Annotated in this window: 20 protein-coding genes; 12 read left to right on the top strand and 8 right to left on the bottom strand. The window is 72.2% G+C overall.

Annotation, left to right across the window (positions count from 1 at the left end; all coding sequences use genetic code 11):
- Window positions 1-32: 32 nt before the first annotated feature.
- The gene (locus ABZ906_RS38380; protein ID WP_361390667.1) at window positions 33-1,568 is read right to left on the bottom strand and encodes a histidine kinase; all 1,536 of its coding nucleotides are present in this window, start codon (window positions 1,566-1,568) and stop codon (window positions 33-35) included.
- Window positions 1,569-1,645: 77 nt separating this feature from the next.
- Window positions 1,646-2,302 (bottom strand): response regulator transcription factor, encoded by a 657-nt coding sequence (locus ABZ906_RS38375; protein WP_361390665.1) that lies wholly within the window; start codon window positions 2,300-2,302, stop codon window positions 1,646-1,648.
- Between the two features lie 167 nt (window positions 2,303-2,469).
- On the opposite strand from ABZ906_RS38375, the gene ABZ906_RS38370 reads away from it, so the two are divergent.
- From ABZ906_RS38370 to ABZ906_RS38355, 4 genes are read left to right on the top strand one after another with little or no spacing between them, the layout of a single operon-like run.
- The gene (locus tag ABZ906_RS38370) at window positions 2,470-3,387 is read left to right on the top strand and encodes an ABC transporter ATP-binding protein (RefSeq protein WP_361390663.1); all 918 of its coding nucleotides are present in this window, start codon (window positions 2,470-2,472) and stop codon (window positions 3,385-3,387) included.
- On the top strand, window positions 3,384-4,160 hold the full coding sequence (locus ABZ906_RS38365; protein ID WP_361390661.1) for an ABC transporter permease: 777 nt from the start codon (window positions 3,384-3,386) through the stop codon (window positions 4,158-4,160). The genes ABZ906_RS38370 and ABZ906_RS38365 overlap by 4 nt, the downstream gene beginning before the upstream one ends.
- Before the next feature lie 50 nt (window positions 4,161-4,210).
- Window positions 4,211-4,993 carry a GNAT family N-acyltransferase gene (locus tag ABZ906_RS38360; protein WP_361390659.1) on the top strand — a complete coding sequence of 261 codons (783 nt, stop codon included), beginning with the start codon at window positions 4,211-4,213 and terminating at the stop codon, window positions 4,991-4,993.
- The gene (locus tag ABZ906_RS38355) at window positions 4,990-5,769 is read left to right on the top strand and encodes a lysophospholipid acyltransferase family protein (protein WP_361390657.1); all 780 of its coding nucleotides are present in this window, start codon (window positions 4,990-4,992) and stop codon (window positions 5,767-5,769) included. The genes ABZ906_RS38360 and ABZ906_RS38355 overlap by 4 nt, the downstream gene beginning before the upstream one ends.
- A gap of 3 nt (window positions 5,770-5,772) precedes the next feature.
- Here ABZ906_RS38355 and ABZ906_RS38350 read toward each other — a convergent pair whose 3' ends face one another.
- Window positions 5,773-6,717: an erythromycin esterase family protein gene (locus tag ABZ906_RS38350; RefSeq protein ID WP_361390655.1), complete on the bottom strand. Its 945-nt coding sequence runs from the start codon at window positions 6,715-6,717 to the stop codon at window positions 5,773-5,775.
- Window positions 6,718-6,862: 145 nt separating this feature from the next.
- Between ABZ906_RS38350 and ABZ906_RS38345 the strand changes: the two genes are divergently transcribed.
- The 3 genes from ABZ906_RS38345 (at window position 6,863) to ABZ906_RS38335 (ending at window position 8,739) form a co-directional block, all read left to right on the top strand.
- On the top strand, window positions 6,863-7,072 hold the full coding sequence (locus tag ABZ906_RS38345; RefSeq protein ID WP_361390653.1) for a hypothetical protein: 210 nt from the start codon (window positions 6,863-6,865) through the stop codon (window positions 7,070-7,072).
- 84 nt (window positions 7,073-7,156) lie between these two features.
- The gene (locus ABZ906_RS38340; RefSeq protein WP_361390651.1) at window positions 7,157-7,951 is read left to right on the top strand and encodes a hypothetical protein; all 795 of its coding nucleotides are present in this window, start codon (window positions 7,157-7,159) and stop codon (window positions 7,949-7,951) included.
- Between the two features lie 194 nt (window positions 7,952-8,145).
- Window positions 8,146-8,739 carry a sigma-70 family RNA polymerase sigma factor gene (locus ABZ906_RS38335; protein WP_361390649.1) on the top strand — a complete coding sequence of 198 codons (594 nt, stop codon included), beginning with the start codon at window positions 8,146-8,148 and terminating at the stop codon, window positions 8,737-8,739.
- Between the two features lie 43 nt (window positions 8,740-8,782).
- On the opposite strand, the gene ABZ906_RS38330 is transcribed toward ABZ906_RS38335, so the two are convergent.
- Window positions 8,783-9,646 carry a MarR family transcriptional regulator gene (locus ABZ906_RS38330; protein ID WP_361390647.1) on the bottom strand — a complete coding sequence of 288 codons (864 nt, stop codon included), beginning with the start codon at window positions 9,644-9,646 and terminating at the stop codon, window positions 8,783-8,785.
- A 202-nt stretch (window positions 9,647-9,848) separates the two neighbouring features.
- Here ABZ906_RS38330 and ABZ906_RS38325 point away from each other — a divergent pair, with 202 nt between their 5' ends.
- Both ABZ906_RS38325 and ABZ906_RS38320 read left to right on the top strand, forming a co-directional pair.
- Window positions 9,849-10,706: an ABC transporter ATP-binding protein gene (locus ABZ906_RS38325; protein WP_361390744.1), complete on the top strand. Its 858-nt coding sequence runs from the start codon at window positions 9,849-9,851 to the stop codon at window positions 10,704-10,706.
- A gap of 17 nt (window positions 10,707-10,723) precedes the next feature.
- The gene (locus ABZ906_RS38320; protein WP_361390742.1) at window positions 10,724-11,551 is read left to right on the top strand and encodes an ABC transporter permease; all 828 of its coding nucleotides are present in this window, start codon (window positions 10,724-10,726) and stop codon (window positions 11,549-11,551) included.
- Between the two features lie 36 nt (window positions 11,552-11,587).
- On the opposite strand, the gene ABZ906_RS38315 is transcribed toward ABZ906_RS38320, so the two are convergent.
- A complete protein-coding gene (locus ABZ906_RS38315) occupies window positions 11,588-11,995 on the bottom strand; it encodes a CoA-binding protein (protein ID WP_361195470.1) in 408 nt (135 codons plus the stop codon).
- 63 nt (window positions 11,996-12,058) lie between these two features.
- A complete protein-coding gene (locus ABZ906_RS38310) occupies window positions 12,059-12,634 on the bottom strand; it encodes a TerD family protein (RefSeq protein ID WP_361195471.1) in 576 nt (191 codons plus the stop codon).
- 177 nt (window positions 12,635-12,811) lie between these two features.
- Here ABZ906_RS38310 and ABZ906_RS38305 point away from each other — a divergent pair, with 177 nt between their 5' ends.
- Window positions 12,812-13,210, top strand: a complete 399-nt coding sequence (locus ABZ906_RS38305; RefSeq protein WP_361390645.1) for a BlaI/MecI/CopY family transcriptional regulator — start codon at window positions 12,812-12,814, stop codon at window positions 13,208-13,210.
- Window positions 13,211-13,351: 141 nt separating this feature from the next.
- On the opposite strand, the gene ABZ906_RS38300 is transcribed toward ABZ906_RS38305, so the two are convergent.
- Window positions 13,352-13,807 carry a TerB family tellurite resistance protein gene (locus ABZ906_RS38300; protein WP_361195474.1) on the bottom strand — a complete coding sequence of 152 codons (456 nt, stop codon included), beginning with the start codon at window positions 13,805-13,807 and terminating at the stop codon, window positions 13,352-13,354.
- A gap of 108 nt (window positions 13,808-13,915) precedes the next feature.
- Between ABZ906_RS38300 and ABZ906_RS38295 the strand changes: the two genes are divergently transcribed.
- Window positions 13,916-14,593, top strand: a complete 678-nt coding sequence (locus ABZ906_RS38295) for a transcriptional regulator (RefSeq protein ID WP_361390643.1) — start codon at window positions 13,916-13,918, stop codon at window positions 14,591-14,593.
- A 76-nt stretch (window positions 14,594-14,669) separates the two neighbouring features.
- Here ABZ906_RS38295 and ABZ906_RS38290 read toward each other — a convergent pair whose 3' ends face one another.
- Window positions 14,670-15,314 carry a TetR/AcrR family transcriptional regulator C-terminal domain-containing protein gene (locus ABZ906_RS38290; RefSeq protein WP_361390642.1) on the bottom strand — a complete coding sequence of 215 codons (645 nt, stop codon included), beginning with the start codon at window positions 15,312-15,314 and terminating at the stop codon, window positions 14,670-14,672.
- Between the two features lie 148 nt (window positions 15,315-15,462).
- On the opposite strand from ABZ906_RS38290, the gene ABZ906_RS38285 reads away from it, so the two are divergent.
- Window positions 15,463-16,911 carry an APC family permease gene (locus ABZ906_RS38285; RefSeq protein ID WP_361390640.1) on the top strand — a complete coding sequence of 483 codons (1,449 nt, stop codon included), beginning with the start codon at window positions 15,463-15,465 and terminating at the stop codon, window positions 16,909-16,911.
- Window positions 16,912-16,923: the final 12 nt, after the last annotated feature.

Genomic DNA, 16,923 nt, shown 5'->3' with positions numbered 1-16,923 from the left:
TGCCTTTCGTTCGCGGGTGGTGTCCGGGTCGTTCAAGAATTTCCCACCAACGACTTGGACACGAGCCGCCCGTCGGCGAAGCAGAGGCGATAGCCGTCGCCCGACAGGAAACGCGTGCTGTAGTACGCGCAGTCCTGGCCGCGCGGCGTCGCGGGCGCGCCGTCCGGCGGGCCGTCCCTGGTGAAGTGCGGCAGCCGGGACTCCACTTCGTCACGCGGCTGCCCGGTGGTCAGGCCGTCGTACACCTCCCGGTCGAGGACCGAGAAGACGGAGCTGATCATGCTGAGGGGGAGCATGAGGAGCAGGATTCCGGCGAGGACCGCGACGGGGGCCAGGACCGCCTGGGTGAGCCGCCTTCTGATCTGCCGCCTGGCCTGTTCCAGTTCGCGGGCGGAGGTGGTCGGCCGGGGCGGCTCCACGGCACGCGGGGCGGCGCCCGCCGCGGGCAGCTCGGCGGTCACCTCGAAGCCGCCGTCGTCCGTGGGGTCCGCGCGCAGCGTGCCGCCCGCCAGGCGCACCCGCTCGTCGAGGCCGACGAGACCGCTGCCGCCCGATGCCACCCCGGCAAGGCGTCCCGCCGGGGCCGGGTCGTTCGCCACCGTCAGGCGCAGTGTGCCGCCGTCCCGCACGATCCGGACCCGGACCCTCGCGCCCGCCGCGTGCTTGGCGGCGTTCGTCAACGACTCCTGGAGCACGCGCTGCACGGCGAGAGCGACCATCGGCGGCAGGTCCCCCGTGGCCCCCGACCGTTCGAGCGTCACCTCGACCCCGGACGCCCGCGCGCGCTCGACCACGGTGTCGGGCCCCTCGTCCGACGGGGCCCGCGGCGGCACCTCGTCGTCGGCCCGCAGCACGCCGATGATCTCCCGCAGCCGTTCGGTCGCCGCTCCCGCCGCCTCGCGCAACTCGCCGACCGCCGCCTGCTGACGGGCGTCGAGCGTGGGGTCGACCTCCAGGACGCCCGCCTGGACCGCGATGAGCGTCAGGTCGTGGCCGAGCGAGTCGTGCATGTCACCCGCGATCCTGGCCCGTTCGCGGATCCGCGTACGGTCGGCGACCGCCTGCTGTTCGCGCTCCATGCGCTCGGCGAGCCGCCAGCCGGTGGACATCAGGTCCGCGTACTGGCGGCGGTAGCGGCCGAGCAGCCAGGGCAGCACCACGGCGATCAGCATCGTCAGGAGCATCGTGGGCCAGCCCCACAGATCGCTCGACACGGCCGTGCACAGCACGAGTCCGACCGCGGCGACCGCCCCGAAGAACCACAGCGCGGGGCGCACCGCCACCGTGCGGCTGCCGGCGAGGTACCCGAAGACGGCGAGCGCCGCCCAGTACGCGGGCGTCAGCATCTCCGGGTCGGTCATGAGGCTCAGCCCGACCGGCACGGCGAGGGCGGCGAGCGGCCACCGCCTGCCGCACGCAACGGCGCCCCCGAGCAGCGGGACGCCCGCGGCGGCCACGACGGCGTCGCGCCCGTCGAGACCGAAGACGCCCGAGACCGGTGGTGCGCACACCACGAGCCACAGCCCGATGTCGAGGAGCCGGGAGAACCAGCCGGGTACGCCGCGCATCCGCACAGCATCGCCGATCACGCCTGCCCGGCGCGCCCGACTAAAGTAGGGAATCGCTCACGTGCGCCCCGGGCCGTTCACTCCGCTCCGACGAGCCCCGCCTCGTACGCGAGGATCGCCGCCTGCACCCGGTTCTTGAAGCCGAGGCGGGCCAGGACCTGACTGACGTACGCCTTCACCGTGCCCTCGACGACATGCAGGCGCCCGGCGATCTCCGCGTTGGACAGACCGGCGCCGACCAGCGCGAGCACCTCGCGCTCGCGTGCCGTCAGTTCCCCGACGCGGGCCCGCGCGGTGGTCTGCTTTCCGAGCTGTCCCGCGCCGAGGTGCGAGATGACCCGCCGTGCGATCGACGGGGAGAGATACGCGCCGCCCTCGGCGACGGCCTGCACCCCGGCGATCAGCTCGCGCGGATTGCCTGACTTGAGGAGGAAACCGGCGGCGCCCGAGCCGAGCGCGCTCGCGATGTACTCGTCCTCGGAGAACGTGGTGAGCATCGCCACGGCCGTTTCGGGCGCGACCCGGCTCAGTTCGGCCGCCGCCCGGAGGCCGTCGAGGCGGGGCATCCGGATGTCGAGGAGGCAGACGTCGGGGCGGTGCGCGAGGGCGAGATCGATCGCCTCGCGTCCGTCGCCCGCCTCGGCGACGACCTCGATGCCGTCGGCGGCGCCGAGGATCGCCCGCACCCCGGCCCGGATCATCGCCTCGTCGTCGGCAAGCAGCACTCGGATCATGCGAGCACGCTACCCGGCCGCCCGTGAGCCGCGGCCCGTGACCTTACGAAAGTCCAGGGCTGGTGCTGACCAACGTCCCCTGCCCCGCGCCCCGAAGCTTCGTAGCGTCCCTGTCATCACCGCCCGCGCAGCCGAAAACGCGGGCACCGAGAAGGACTTGGGGAACGATGCTCACCCTGCGGAGTCTGACCAAGAGATACGGCGAGAAGACCGCCGTCGACGCGCTGTCCCTGGAGGTGGCGCCCGGGAAGATCACCGGCTTCCTCGGTCCGAACGGCGCGGGCAAGTCCACCACCATGCGCATGATCCTGGGCCTTGACCACCCCACGTCGGGCACCGCCCTCATCAAGGGCAGGCGGTACGCCGACCACACGCATCCCCTGCGGGAGGTCGGCGCGCTCCTGGACGCCAGAGCCGTGCACCCCCGGCGCAGCGCGTACAAGCACCTCCTGGCCATGGCCCGCAGCCACGGCATTCCCGCGCGTCGCGTGGACGAGGTGCTCGACGCCACCGGGCTCGCCGACGTGGCGGGAAAGCAGGCGGGCTCCTTCTCGCTGGGCATGGGGCAGCGCCTCGGCATCGCGGGGGCGCTGCTCGGCGACCCCGAGATCCTGATGCTCGACGAGCCGGTCAACGGGCTCGACCCCGACGGCGTGCTCTGGATCCGCGGCTTTCTGCGCTCGCTCGCCGCGCAGGGCAGGACGGTGTTCGTCTCCAGCCACTTGATGAGCGAGATGGAACTCACCGCCGACCGGCTGATCGTGATCGGCAGGGGACGGCTCATCGCGGACGCGCCGGTGGCGGACATCCTCGCGCGCAGTTCCCGCAACGCGGTCCGGGTGCGCGGGCCCGAGGCGCAGGGCCTGCACGCCCTGGCCGGACGGCTCGCGACGGAGGCGCACGACGTCCGGCGGGTGTCGGCGGGCGAACTCCTCGTGACGGGTCTGACGCCGGAGCGCGTCGGCGATCTGGCCCACGAGAGCCACGTACGACTGCACGAGCTGCGCGCCGTCGAGGCGTCACTGGAAGAGGCATACATGGAACTGACCGCAGGCAGCGTCGAATTCGGGGAGGCCCGGCTGTGAGCACGCAGATCTCCGAGCGGCAGCGCAGGGCGCAGGGCGCCCGCGGCGGGCTCCGCGGGGCCGTGGCCGCCGAGTGGACCAAGCTGTTCTCGCTCCGCTCGACCTGGTACTTCCTGCTCACCGCGGCCGCCGTGATGGGGGTGACGGCCGCGTGCGTCGGCGCGGTCACCCACGACGCGGGAGCGTCGCCCGCCGACCCCGCCACGCTCGCCACCGTCTACGGCGTCGAGTTCGTCGTCGCCGGTCTCGCCATGCTCTGCGTCACCGGCGAGTACGCCACCGGCAGCATCACCAACACCCTCCAGTGCGTGCCGGACCGCGTGCGCATGCTGATCTCCAAGAGCGTCGTGACGGCGGCGGTCGCGTTCGCCGCCGGGATCGCGCTCGCCGTGATCGGGACCGTGGCGGGCGCGGCGGCCATGGACGAGTCGGCATCCGACGTCGCTCAGGTGGCGGGCCAGGTGTTCGCCGTCGCCGTTCACCTGATGCTCATGAGTGTCCTGACCGTCGGCCTCGCGGTCATCGTGCGGAGTTCAGCCGGGACCATCACCGTGCTGTTCGTGCTGCTGCTCGTCGTGCCGACGATCCTCCAATCGACTCCCCTCGACTTCCTCACGAACCTGGCGCGGTTCCTGCCCCAGGCGGCGGGCACGCAGTTCCTCACGGGCGACGCGGATCTCTACGGTCCCGCCGCCGGACTCCTGCTCCTGGCCGCCTGGACGGCCGCCTCCCTGACCCTGGCCACGGCGATCCTCAGGCGTCGCGACGCCTGAGCCACCTCCGCGGCCCGGGCCGACCTCCCCGAACGGAGACCGGACCTGCCATGCCCTCGACATCCACCGCAGCCACCGCAGCCACCCCGGCCGCACCCGCTGCCCCCGCCGCATCCAGCCCCTACGTCACCTCCATCGCCGACTCCGAAGAGCAGATCCGGGCCGCGCAGCGACTGCGCCACCGCGTCTTCGGCGAGGAGATGGGCGCCAGGCTCCACACCTCCCTGCCCGGCCACGACATCGACCCCTACGACGAACTCGCCGACCACCTGATCGTCACCGAGACCGCCACCGGCGAGGTCGTCGGGACCTACCGCCTGCTCCCGCCGGGCCGGGCCGAACGGGGCTACTCGGACGGCGAGTTCGACCTGCTCGCACTGGAGGGGCTGCGCTCCTCCACGATCGAGGCGGGCCGCTCCTGCGTGCACCCCGACCACCGCTCCGGGGCCGTGATCAACCTGATGTGGTCGGCGCTCGCCCGCTACGTCCTGCTCTCCGGGCACCGCTATCTGGCGGGCTGCGCCTCGGTCCCGCTCGCCGACGGCGGCAAGGCGGCGTCCAGCGCCTGGCTCCTCGGCACGTCGAGGCACGCGTCGCCGCCCGACCTGCGCGTGCACCCGCGCCGCCCCTGGATGCCCGCCGAGCCGACGGTGGAGCGGCCCGCCTACACGGACCTGCCGCCGCTCCTGAGGGGCTACCTGCGCCTGGGCGCGTGGATGTGCGGGGCGCCCGCGCACGACCCCGAGTTCGACGTCGCCGACTTCTTCGTCCTCCTCGACATGGACCGGCTCGGCGACCGCTACCGCCGCTACTTCCTGGGGGAGACGCAATGAGCCACGCGGCTCTGTGCACCCCGGCCTGCGTCACGCGCTCGGCCTCGTCGGTGCCGCCCGCCGAAATGGTCCGCCGGTACGCGGCGCTGTCGTACGCGATGGGCCGGGGCGTGGCGCAGGGCGAGCGCCTCGCCGAGCCCGGCACGCTGCGGGCGCGGGCCGGGGCGATCCTGGGCGCCCTTGGCGTGGGCCTGGAGGAGGCGCCGCGGCGTCTGACGGTCAGCGGTGCGGGCCCCGGCACCCTGATCGTCGCCAACCACATCTCCTGGCTCGATGTCATCAGCCTGCTCGCCGTCGAGCCGGTGACGGTCCTCGCCAAGCGGGAGGTGGGCCAGTGGCCGGTCATCGGCGCGCTCGCCCGACGGGCCGGCACCCAGTTCATCGACCGCGACGGGCTGCGCCAACTGCCCCGCTCCGTGGCCGACCTCGCGGCCACGCTGCGCGCGGGCCGCTCCGTCCTGGTCTTCCCGCAGGCGACGACCTGGTGCTCTGTGCCCGGCGGCCGGTTCCGCCGGGCCACCTTCCAGGCGGCGGCCGACGCGGGCGCGCCCGTGCGTCCCGTGACCATCCGCTATTACCAGCACGGCGCCCGCAGCACCACGGCCGCCTTCCTCGGCGACGAGACCTTCGGGGCCTCACTGCACCGCGTGGCCCGCGCCCGCGGCCTGACCGTCCGTGTCACCGCCCACACCCCGCTGCACGGCACCGACCGCCGAAAACTGGCCGCCGAGGCCCAGGCGACCGTCGCCACCCACGAACTGCCCGCCCACGTCTGAGCCCTACCCCTCAAGAACCCTGGCGGCCGTCACCTCGCGGACATGCGCCACGACGTCGAACCAGCCGGCGAGGGAGCCGCCGGAGAGGTGATGCGACGCGTCCTCGCGCGCGTCGTAGAAGGGGCCGACCAGGCGGGTCGTCGCGGGGGCGCCGAGCCAGGCGTCGACCGGCTCGGGGTGCCGGGCGCGCAGGTCGGTGAAGTACGCGGGCAGGCCGACCGCGCCGAGCACCGTCTCGGCGAACTCCGCGGGCGGCACCGGATAGTCCGTGCCGTGGTGGAAGGTCAGCCCGATCGACGCGTAGCCGCCGCCGAAGTGCTCGCGCAGGTGGCCGCCCGCGTTGCGGTGGGTCTGGGGCTCGGGCGACGACACCGTACGGGGGTCGCCGACGGCCGTGTGGGCGATGCCGCCCCAGTAGACGGTCTTCAGCCGACTGTGCTCGTGCCACCGCAGGACGTCGTCGGCCAGCGCCCGCTCGATCTCGGCGAGTCCGGCACCGGGCGGCGGCGCCTGCGTGGGGAGCGCGGCAAGGCGGACGGGGTCGTGCGGATTGCGTTCGTTGTGGGCGCGCATCCAGAGCAGTACGTCGAGGATCTCGCCGGTACGCCAGAAGGCCCGGGCCTCCAGGAGCATCGCTCGTGGATCGCCGGCTCCGGTCAGGACGTACGTGTCGAGCCCGAGCCGTGCGGGATCGTCCCCTTCGAGGGCGAGCGCACGGAACCCCTGCTCCTCGACCAGGAAACGCAGCATCCGGTGCTGGAGGACGGACAGTTCACGCGTCGCGCGGGACCCCACGCCGAGCGCGACGATCTCGGCGTCGGCCACCGCGTCGGCCAGCGGACGCAGGTCGGCCGAATCGGCCTGTGCATCAGAGGTGTTGAGGGGGTGGGCGTGCCGGGTGAGCCAGTCGACTGCCGTTTCGGTCGTTGCTTCCGAGGTCCGGTTCATGGGCTCAGGCTCGTTCCTGAAGCTTGCTTGAGGTCAAGTGTGACGTGCGTCTCGGGAACTCCGGTCCGTTCGCGGCCGACTCCTGGACGGGTGCGGTGGTGACGGGACCGTGCCGTTGGCGTTTGCGAGTGTCAGGAGAGCGGCGATGAGCGATCGACCCCGGCTTGCCCCGCTCTGCGGGTTTCTCGTGCTGCTCGCGGTGGTCTTCGCGGTGTCGTACGGCGTGGGGGCGGCCGTCGGGCCGGACGAGGCGGATGATCCGGGCGTGCGGCGGCCGGGGGCCGTGACGGAAACCGGGACCGAGACGCACGACATGGGCGATATGCGGGACATGCACTCAGGCGGTCACGGATAAGTCCTGAAGCTGTTTGAGCGGACCGGGTTCATTTCGCGTACCACCCCGGGAAAGAAGTGGCGCGAATGCAAGGATGGCCCCGCCATGACTGCTGGGTGGTGTTCTCGCGCGGTACGGGCTGCGGTGTTCGCGGCCGTCTGTGTGCTGCTCGCTGCCCTGGGGCACGTCCTGATGTCGGGCGCCCCGGTGCCCGGATGGGTGCTGGGTGCCGGTGCCTTCGGGGTCGGCGGTACGGCGTGGGCGCTCGCCGGGCGCGAGCGGGGGCTGCCCCTGGTCGTTGCCGTGACGGTGGCCGCGCAGGCCGCGCTGCACTCGGGGTTCTCGCTGGCGCAGGCCGCCGCGCAGCCTTCGGGCGGCGTGCCGCTCGTACGGCGGTGGGTGCGGCACCTGCTCTGTGCGGGGCCGATGGGCGGCGGCGCGACCGGCGGCGGACAGGGCTCGGCCATGTCCGCGCCGATGCCCGGGTCCGGGACGGCGGTGGGGACGGTGTCCGCGCCGGTGCCCGGTGCGACGCCCATGCCCGCCATGCCTGACATGTCTGAGTTGTCGTCGATGGGCTCCATGGATCACATGGACCACATGGGCGGCGGCCACGACATGAGTGGCATGTCGCCGACCGGCATGCTCGCCGCCCACCTCCTTGCCGCTCTCCTCTGCGGCCTCTGGCTCGCGCACGGCGAACGCGCGGCCTTCCGTGTCGCGCGGGCCTTCGCCGGATGGCTCGTCGCCCCGCTGCGGGTGCCTCTCGCGCTGCCCGCGCCCGCCCACCGGCCCCGCGTCCGGCCCCGACGCCACCGTTCGGCGGGCCGGCCGCGGCAGTTGCTTCTCGTGCACGTCATCACTTCCCGGGGTCCGCCCGCAGGGACCGCTGTCGCCTGACAGCTGGTTCCCCGACGCCGTAAGCGCGCGCCATGCCGCGCGTGACCACGGCTCGGGCATCGGCCGTACGCGCTCCCGCGCGGCCGTACCCCCCCATCACCGGATCGCCGCACGCGTGGTCGCGCCGTCGACGAGACCTACCGACGCCCGTGCGTACGGCGTGTCCGGATCCCGGATTCCGAGAAGGACACCAGGTGATCATTCCTGCCCTGCCCACCTCACCCGACGAGTCGATAACGGCCTGGGCGCTCGCCGCCCGCGCCGGTGACCCCGAGGCCGTCGAGCACTTCGTCCGCGCCCTGCACCGGGACGTCCGCAGGTACGTGACGTACCTCGGCGGCGACCCGCAGGCCGCCGACGACCTGACACAGGACACGTTCCTGCGGGCCCTCGGCAGCCTGCACCGCTTCGAGGGGCGCTCGTCCGCCCGTACCTGGCTGCTCTCCATCGCCCGGCGCGCGGTGATCGACAGCCTGCGGCACGCCGCCGCCCGGCCCCGGCTCTGCGACACGGACGACTGGCAGTCCGCCGCCGAGAGGGCCCAGCCGAGAGGGCTGCCGGGTTTCGACGACGGCGTGGTCCTGGCCGATCTGCTGGCGACGCTGCCCGACGAGCGGCGTGAGGCCTTCGTCCTCACCCAACTCCTGGGGCTGCCTTACGCGGAGGCCGCGCTGCTCACCGGCTGCCCGGTGGGCACGGTCCGTTCGCGCGTGGCGCGGGCGCGCATCGTGCTGATGGAGCGGCTGCGCGACGCCGAGCGCCCCGCGCTCGTGGGTTCCGCGGCCTGACACCCGCCCCTGGACGGCCGCCCGGCTCCGCGCCGGGCGGCCGTCAGGACCCCGCCAGGGCGCCGAGCTGCTCAGGAGTGAGCCGGTCACGTCCGGCGCAGCGCAGGGCGTCGGCCACGCGATCCGGGGTCCAGCCCAGCGCGGCGGCCAGGCGGTCCTCCGCGAGAGCTGCCCCCGCGCCCGCGTGCCGCAGTGCGGCAAGGACGGTCAGTGCGTCGTCGACCGCGTCGTGTCCGCCGCCCATGTCGTCGCTGAGGGTTGCGAAGAACTGGCTCATCTGGGCGAGCCGGGCCCCCGCGGGCGTCGCCGCGTCAAGAACGTCGACCCCACGCTGTGCGGTCTGCGCCCACATGGCGTGCTTCTGGGCGCTCGTCGTCCACGCCCGGAGCCAGACGTCGTCGTCGATGACGTACTGCTCGCGCCGGTGGCCGGGCTCCCGTACACGGCGGATGACCTTGAGGTCCGCCAGATAGCCCACTGCCTTGGAGACCGACGCGGCGCTGACCCGCAGCCGCTGGACGAGGTCCGCGGCGGTGAGGCTGCCGGAGTCCTCGGTGATCAGGCGGGCGAGCACTCGCGCCGCCATGCGGGGCACGCCCGTCCTGACCATGAGCGCCGCGAGCTGCTCGGCGAAATCGCGTACGGCATCGGGGTGGCGTCCGTAGGCGTCGGCGGGTGTGGCCGGTTCGGGGCGCGGGATCTTCTTGCGGCGGCGGGCGCGTCGTTCGGTGGCGAGGTGGGCGTGGTCGACGCGGTAGCCGCCGGGCCCGCCGTTGCGGGTCACCTCACGGCTGACGGTCGACGTGGGCCTGCCGAGCTGCCGGGCGATCTCGGCGTATCCGAGTCCTCCGGCGAGGCCCGCGCCGATGTGCCGGCGGTCCTCGTGCGTCAGCCTGCCTCCCGGCATGGGCGGGAACCTCCTTGCGTTCATCGGCAAGTTCATTGCAATGAATCCCCGAAATCGCCTACTGGGTGGGGATACCCGGCCAGTAATTCATTGATGGCGTACTGAACGCAACGTAGCTTCGCCGTCATCTGAGGTACTACGGCGAGGAGTTGACGTGAGGGCGAGTGAGGGGGACGTCGTGCTCGATGTCGAGGGGCTGCGCATGCGCTACGGCACGGCCGACGTGCTGCGCGACGTGACATTCCGGGCACGGCACGGCGAGGTGCTTGCGCTGCTCGGGCCCAACGGGGCGGGCAAGACCACCACCATCGAGATCATGGAAGGGTTCCGGATGCGCTCGGCGGGCCGCGTCCAGGTGCTGGGCGCGGACCCGGCGTCCGGCACCGAGGCATGGCGTGCGCGCGTCGGAGTCGTCCTGCAGTCCTGGCGCGACCACGGCAAGTGGCGGGTGCGCGAACTGCTCGCGCATCTGGGGAGGTACTACGCCCCCTACTCCACCGCCGCGATCCGGCGGCCGTGGGACACCGACGCGCTCATGGCGGCGGTCGGCCTGACCGCGCACGCGGGCAAGAAGGTCAAGACGCTGTCCGGAGGGCAGCGGCGCAGGCTGGACGTGGCGATCGGCATCGTGGGCCGCCCGGAACTGCTGTTCCTCGACGAGCCCACCGCGGGCTTCGACCCGGAGGCCAGGCAGGAGTTCCATGAACTCGTCCACCGCCTCGCCGCCGACCACGAGACCACGATCCTGCTCACCACGCACGACCTGGACGAGGCGGACAGGCTCGCCGACCGCATTCTGATCCTGTCCGGGGGCCGGATCATCGCGGACGGTTCGGCGGACGACCTGGCGCGGCGGATCGCGGGCGACGACGAGGTGCGCTGGACGTGCGGCGGGCGGCACTTCGTGAAGTCGACGTCCGAATCGACGGCGTTCGTCCGCGGGCTGTTTCGTGAGTACGGCGACGCGGTGGGTGAACTGGAGGTCCGCCGGGCCTCGTTGCAGGACACCTATCTGGCGCTGGTACGGGACCGCGACGGCCGCGGGGCGGTGGCCCGGTGAACGGGACGGGCGCTGCGATGCGTGCGGGCTGGTCCCGCGGTCTGATCGAACTGCGGCAGTCGTTCACCAACGGCGGTGACCTGCTGTCGCATCTGCTCTGGCCGGTGCTGATGCTGGCCGTCATGTTCTTCATGCGGGACACGGCGTTCGGCACGAGCGGACTCCTGCTCGGCACCCTCGCCATGCCGAGCATCCTGGGCATGAACGCGGCGATGGGCATGGTCAGCATGAGCCAGGCGCTCACCGTCGAGCGCGAGGACGGCACCCTGCTGCGTGCCAAGGCCACGCCGAACGGCATGCCGGGCTACCTCGTCGGCAAGGTCGTCTCGGTGGCGGGCGGCCTGCTCGCCGACCTCGCGATCCTGCTGGTCCCCGGCGTCCTTGTCGTGGAGGGCCTCGCGACCGGCGGCCCCGGCTCCTGGCTGACGCTGGCCTGGGTCCTCGTCCTCGGCCTCGTCGCGACCCTGCCGGTCGGCGCGATCCTCGGCTCGGTGTTCACCAGCGCACGCAGCCAGGGCCTGATCCAGCTGCCGGTCCTCGGCATGATCGCGATCTCCGGCATCTTCTACCCGATCACCGCGCTGCCGGACTGGCTGCAGTGGATCGCCCAGGCGTTCCCCGTCTACTGGCTCGGCCTCGGCATGCGCTCGGCCCTGCTGCCGGACGGCGCGGCCGCCATCGAGATCGCCGGCTCCTGGCGGCACTGGGAGACGGCCGGTGTCCTCGGCGCGTGGGCCGCAATCGGCCTGCTCGTGGCCCCCGCCGTCCTGCGCCGCATGGCGCGCGGGGAGTCGGGTTCCGGCGTGGCGGAACGCCGGGAGAGGGCGCTGCGGCGGGTGGGGTAGCCGGCCGTGCCCGGCGCCGCGCAGCGCCCCATCGTGCTACCGCAACATGGGCAGTTCGATCGCCGGGCAACGGTCCATCACCATGTCGAGCCCTGCCGCCCGCGTCCGCTCGAACGCGGCTTCGTCGATGACGCCCAGCTGGAACCAGACCGCCTGCGCGCCGATCTCGACGGCTTCCTCCGCGGCCTGGCCCGCGAGGGCGCTGTTGAGGAAGACGTCGACGACGTCGATCTTGAAGGGCACGGCGGAGAGGGACGGATAGCCCTTCTCGCCGTGCACCGTCTCGGCCTTCGGGTGGATCGGGACGATGCGCTTTCCGTAGCGCTGCAGGACGCCGGCGACCCCGTACGCCGCTCGTTCCTCGTTCGTGGACAGGCCCACGACCGCCCAGGTGTCCCCGAGCTCCGTCAGGATCTTGCGCACTGTTGCCGGATCGCCGTACACGTCCCGCTCCCTTCGCCGCCGATGGTCGAGTGACTACGTCAAGCGACTGCGACAGCGACGACGTCAGACATTTACTCCGAAGTCCGACGCGATGCCGCGCAGTCCACTCGCATAACCCTGGCCGACCGCGCGGAATTTCCACTCCGCGCCGTGCCGGTAGAGCTCGCCGAAGACCATGGCGGTCTCGGTCGACGCGTCCTCGGAGAGGTCGTAGCGGGCGATCTCGGCGTTGTCGGCCTGGTTGACCACGCGGATGAAGGCGTTGCGGACCTGGCCGAAGCTCTGGCCGCGGTTCTCGGCGTCGTGGATGGACACCGGGAAGACGATCTTCGTGATGTTGGCGGGGACCGCGGCGAGGTTCACCTTCACGGCCTCGTCGTCGCCCTCGCCCTCACCGGTGAGGTTGTCGCCGGTGTGCTCGACGGAGCCGTCGGGGCTCTTGAGCTGGTTGTAGAAGATGAAGTGCTGGTCGTCGACGACCTTCCCCGAGTCGTCGCAGAGCAGCGCGCTCGCGTCCAGGTCATAGTCCGTGCCGGTGGTCGTGCGGACGTCCCAGCCCAGGCCCACCAGGACGGCGGTGAGGCCGGGGGCCTCCTTGCTGAGCGAGACGTTGCCGCCCTTGGCCAGGGAAACTCCCACGATGTCCTCCTGAAGTCCTGAGGTGATGTGCGTACCGGCCGTGGTCAGGGCCGGAACCTAAAATCTACAACACTGTAGAAGTTACCGGTGTGCCGCATCCCGCCACCGCTTTCTGCTACTGCGTCCCGTTACGATGTGGCGCTCATCGAGGGGCCGTCAAGAGGGAGGGGTGCGGGCGTGGAGCGGCACGAAGACGAAGCGCGGCAACCCCGCCTCCGGCGGCGCGCGCAGGGCGAGTTGGAGGCGCAGGTGCTCGCGGTGCTGCACGGAGCGCCGGGGCCGGTGAACGCGGCCTGGGTGCAGGAACGTATCGGCGGCGACCTCGCGTACACCACCGTGATGACGATCCTGACCCGGTTGCTCGCCAAGAACACCGTCACGCGTGAACGCGCGGGCCGGGCGTTCCTGTGGTGTTCGGCGGCGGACGGGGCGGGTCTTGCCGCGCTGCGGATGCGCGAGGTGCTCGACGGCGAACGTGACCGCGGGGCCGTGCTCGCCAGTTTCGTCACCACGCTCTCGCCCGACGACGAACGGATGCTGCGGGGGCTGCTGAGGTCGCCCACCGACGGGGCCTGAGTGACGGCAGGGTCTGGGCGACGGCAAAGGCCTGAGTGACGGCACGGGCCTGAGCGGCAGCAGGGGACGTGCGGCCGGATGCCGCAAGTCCCCTGCCGGTGAACCGCTTTACCGCTGCGGCGCTCTACCGGACCGGGTCGGTCAGAGGTCGAACTCGTGCGGCGGCAGGTCGAGCGCGAAGCACGCCTCCCGTACGACCGCACGCTCCGTCTGGTCGAAGTCGCCGTCCGCGCCGCCGATGACGATGCCGATCTGGATCACGGCACGCGCCTCGGCGGGCTTCTTCTTCGCCTTGGCGACCTCCTGCAACACGCTGACCTTGCCGAAGTCGAAGTCGGTGGTCAGCTTGTCGAGGTACGTGTCGAAGCGGCGCCGCAACTCGTCGGCGGGGAAGTTCTGCAGCACCTCGTTGGTGGCGATGAGCTGCGCCACGCGCTGGCGCTCGGACGGGTCGATGGTGCCGTCCGCGGCCGCCACGAGGGCGCACATCGCCATACTGGAATCACGGAAGGCGCCGCTCTTGAGGTCGTTCTTCTTCGCCATGAGCTGGGTCTGCATCGTCGATGCGGATTCCTTGACGCGGTCCCACAGGGCCATGAGAGCTCCGTATGTCGGTGTGTCGGTATGTCGAGGTTTTTGTTTCTACAGCAGTGTAGAAACTAGCAGGCGGGCCGGGAGGTCCGCCCGAGACAGGGAGAACAGGCGATGACCAGGACCGCACAGGAACTGCTCGACGCCGTGACGGCGGAACTCGCGCCGGACCCGGCGGCCAACCCGCTCGTGCCACGGGTCGCGGACGGCACCGCGAACCGTTCCGCGATCACCGCTCTCGCCCTGGAGCAGCGCTCCGTGATCCCCGCGGACCGGCGCTCGTTCCTGCATCTGGCCGCACGCTCGGCCGACGCGGGAGAAGTCGAGTGCGAGGCCTTCTTCCGCACCCTCGCCGAAGGGGAGACGCTCGCCTTCGACCGCCTCGACGCCCTGGTCGCGGCATGCGGGGTGGACAAGGCCGACGCCGACGCGTACGAACCGCGCGCGGGCTGCCAGGCCTATCCCGCGTACGTGGCCTGGCTCGCCCTGAACGGCGCCCCCGCCGACGTGGTCCTCGCCCTGACCGCCAACTTCGCCGCCTGGGGCGCCTACTGCGCCACCCTCGCCCGCGCGCTCCCCGAGCACTACGGCTTCAGGGAAGAGGACTGCGGGTTCTTCGCGTTCTTCGCCGAGCCCGCGCCCGACCTGGAGCGCCGGGCGCTCGCCGCGGTGGGCGCAGGCTTGGGCCGCGGCCTCGACACGACGGACGCGGCCCTGCGCTACGGCAAGCTCCTCCAGCGCTACGAGGCGATGTTCTGGGAGACCCTCGCCGACCCGGCGCGCGGCCTCTGACCGCCTGGGTGCCGCGCAGACGGAAGCTGCGGGTCCCGCGCTGCCGCTAGAACTGCGGTCCACGTGCCACCGGAAGCTACTGCCCGCGCAACTCCGCCAGTTGGGCCACGAGACCGCGGATCAGCGCGTCAAGGCCCGTGGCGAACGCCTCATCGGCCCGCCCCGCCTTGCTGCCGTCCGCGGCGCTCTCCAGCGCGGCCGCGAGGACGGGCACCCGCGGAGCGTGTCCGGCCGGGTCGATCATCAGAGGCGGCGCCACGAGGTCGAGCGCCGAGCCGAGGAGAAAGGATTCGACGCTGGTCATCGCCCCGATCAGCCGCTCCCGCGGCCATCCGCCACGGGCAAGGGCGGCCACGACCGCCTCGTACATGCTCAGGGTGGCCGGTGAGCTGATGGTCGTGGTGGCGAGGAGATCGATGGCGTGCGGGTGCCGGGCGAAGGCGTCGCGGTACGAACGGGCCCACGCGGCAAGGGCGTCGGGCCACGGCAGCGTCTCGAACGCGGAGACGTCCATCTCCTCGACGATCAGGCGCCGCACGCCCTCGATGACCTCGGCGCGGCCGTCCAGATGGTTATAGAGCGAGGCGGTCTTCACCCCGAGCCGCGCGGCCAGGCGGGGCAGGCTGAAGGCGTCGGCCCCCTCGGCGTCGATCAGCGCGAGGGCCTGGCGCGCTATCCGGTCCGCGCTGAGCACCGGTACGCGCGGCCTGCCTCTGCCCATGATCCCGTAACTCCCTTCTCCGGACGCGGTCTTCACAGCCGCCCGCGTGCAGAGTACGGTCCTGCCCGACCCGGACTAAAGGCTTTAGTTTTCGGGCCGCCCCACCACAGCCCCAGCCCGAGCCCTTCCCAGCAGGCCGGAGACCCGCGTGAGCGAACCCACCCCCCACGTCGACAAAGGTCTGAGCGGCGGTGCCGTCGGCACCGGTGACCTCGTCTTCTTCGTCGTGGCCGCCGCCGCGCCGCTGACCGTGATGGCCGGAGTGGCACCCCTGTCCATCGGCATGGCGGGCCGGGCGGCGCCGCTCGGCTATCTCCTCGCGGGGCTGCTGCTCGTCGTCTTCGCCGCCGGATTCACCGCGATGAGCCGCTTCGTGCGCAACGCGGGCGCCTTCTACGCCTACATCGGCCGAGGGCTCGGACGTCCGGCGGGAGCGGGCTCCGCGTACGTCGCGCTCTACTCGTACAACGCCATCGAGGTCGGACTGCTCGTCGCCTTCGGATGGTTCACCGAGTCCGGCTTCGAGGACCTGACCGGGGTCCGCGTGGCCTGGTGGATCTGGGCGGTCGCCGGACTCGTCGCCATCGGGGTGCTCGGCTATCTCAAGGTCACCTTCAGCGCCCGATTCCTCGGTGTCGCCCTGGTCCTCGAAGTCCTCGTGCTGCTTGTCTTCGAGGTCGGGCTGTTCGCGCACGGCGGCGGGCCGCAGGGCCTCGACCTCGGCACGCTCTCCCCGCACCACCTGGGCGGCGCGGGGGTGGGCGGCATGTTCGTGCTCGCCGTCGGCGCCTTCGTCGGGTTCGAGGCGACGGCCATCTACGCGGAGGAGGCACGGGAGCCGGAGCGTACGGTGCCGCGCGCGACCTGCGTCGCCGTGGCGTTCCTCGCGCTCTTCTACACCTTCACGGTGTGGATGATCATCAACGCGTACGGGTCCGACCGCGCGCAGGCCGTCGCCGAGGGAGAGGGCGGCGCCGACATGGTCTTCACGGCCACCGAGCGGTTCGCCGGGGCCTGGGCCGCCGACTCCATGCACGTACTGATCATCACCAGCGCCTTCGCCGCGACCCTCGCCTTCCACAACGGCGCCGCCCGCTACTTCTACGCTCTGGGCCGCGAAGGACTCCTCCCGCGACGCCTCGGCACCGTGTCCCCCAGGACGCGGGCCCCCGCCACGGCGGTCGTCACGCAGTCGGCGCTCGCCCTTGCCGTGATCGCGGTGACCGTGGCCGGCGGCGCGGATCCGTACACCGTCACCTTCCTGTGGAGCAACGGCTCCGGCATCCTCGGCGTGATGCTGATGCAGGCGCTCGCCGCGCTCGCGGTGTACGGATTCTTCCGGCGCGACCGCAGGGGCATGCCCGCCTGGCGGGTGATCGCGGCCCCGCTGACCGCCTGCGCGGGCCTCGCCGTACTGATCGCCCTGGTGTGTGCCAACCTCGATCTCCTGACGGGGGCTTCGAGCGGCGTCAACGCGGCCCTGATCGCGCCGCTGCCCGTGCTGTTCGCGGCCGGAGCGGCACGGGCCCTGCGGATCCGGCGGCGCGCACCGAAGGCGTACGAACGGCTGACGACAGTGGACGCGGAAAACGTGTGACAGAGGGGCGGA

It is taken from the genome of Streptomyces sp. NPDC046925 (genome assembly GCF_040644915.1).
GTDB lineage: Bacteria > Actinomycetota > Actinomycetes > Streptomycetales > Streptomycetaceae > Streptomyces.
This window is presented reverse-complemented; position numbering and strand designations above follow the sequence as displayed.

What these genes read in the sequence shown, in the direction of transcription:
- ABZ906_RS38380 (WP_361390667.1), bottom strand. Translation starts at nt 1,568, where the DNA reads ATGCGCGGCGTACCCGGCTGGTTCTCCCGGCTCCTCGACATCGGGCTG.
- ABZ906_RS38375 (WP_361390665.1), bottom strand. Translation starts at nt 2,302, where the DNA reads ATGATCCGAGTGCTGCTTGCCGACGACGAGGCGATGATCCGGGCCGGG.
- ABZ906_RS38370 (WP_361390663.1), top strand. Translation starts at nt 2,470, where the DNA reads ATGCTCACCCTGCGGAGTCTGACCAAGAGATACGGCGAGAAGACCGCC.
- ABZ906_RS38360 (WP_361390659.1), top strand. Translation starts at nt 4,211, where the DNA reads ATGCCCTCGACATCCACCGCAGCCACCGCAGCCACCCCGGCCGCACCC.
- ABZ906_RS38355 (WP_361390657.1), top strand. Translation starts at nt 4,990, where the DNA reads ATGAGCCACGCGGCTCTGTGCACCCCGGCCTGCGTCACGCGCTCGGCC.
- ABZ906_RS38350 (WP_361390655.1), bottom strand. Translation starts at nt 6,717, where the DNA reads ATGAACCGGACCTCGGAAGCAACGACCGAAACGGCAGTCGACTGGCTC.
- ABZ906_RS38345 (WP_361390653.1), top strand. Translation starts at nt 6,863, where the DNA reads ATGAGCGATCGACCCCGGCTTGCCCCGCTCTGCGGGTTTCTCGTGCTG.
- ABZ906_RS38340 (WP_361390651.1), top strand. Translation starts at nt 7,157, where the DNA reads ATGACTGCTGGGTGGTGTTCTCGCGCGGTACGGGCTGCGGTGTTCGCG.
- ABZ906_RS38330 (WP_361390647.1), bottom strand. Translation starts at nt 9,646, where the DNA reads ATGCCGGGAGGCAGGCTGACGCACGAGGACCGCCGGCACATCGGCGCG.
- ABZ906_RS38325 (WP_361390744.1), top strand. Translation starts at nt 9,849, where the DNA reads ATGCGCTACGGCACGGCCGACGTGCTGCGCGACGTGACATTCCGGGCA.
- ABZ906_RS38320 (WP_361390742.1), top strand. Translation starts at nt 10,724, where the DNA reads ATGCGTGCGGGCTGGTCCCGCGGTCTGATCGAACTGCGGCAGTCGTTC.
- ABZ906_RS38300 (WP_361195474.1), bottom strand. Translation starts at nt 13,807, where the DNA reads ATGGCCCTGTGGGACCGCGTCAAGGAATCCGCATCGACGATGCAGACC.
- ABZ906_RS38295 (WP_361390643.1), top strand. Translation starts at nt 13,916, where the DNA reads ATGACCAGGACCGCACAGGAACTGCTCGACGCCGTGACGGCGGAACTC.
- ABZ906_RS38290 (WP_361390642.1), bottom strand. Translation starts at nt 15,314, where the DNA reads ATGGGCAGAGGCAGGCCGCGCGTACCGGTGCTCAGCGCGGACCGGATA.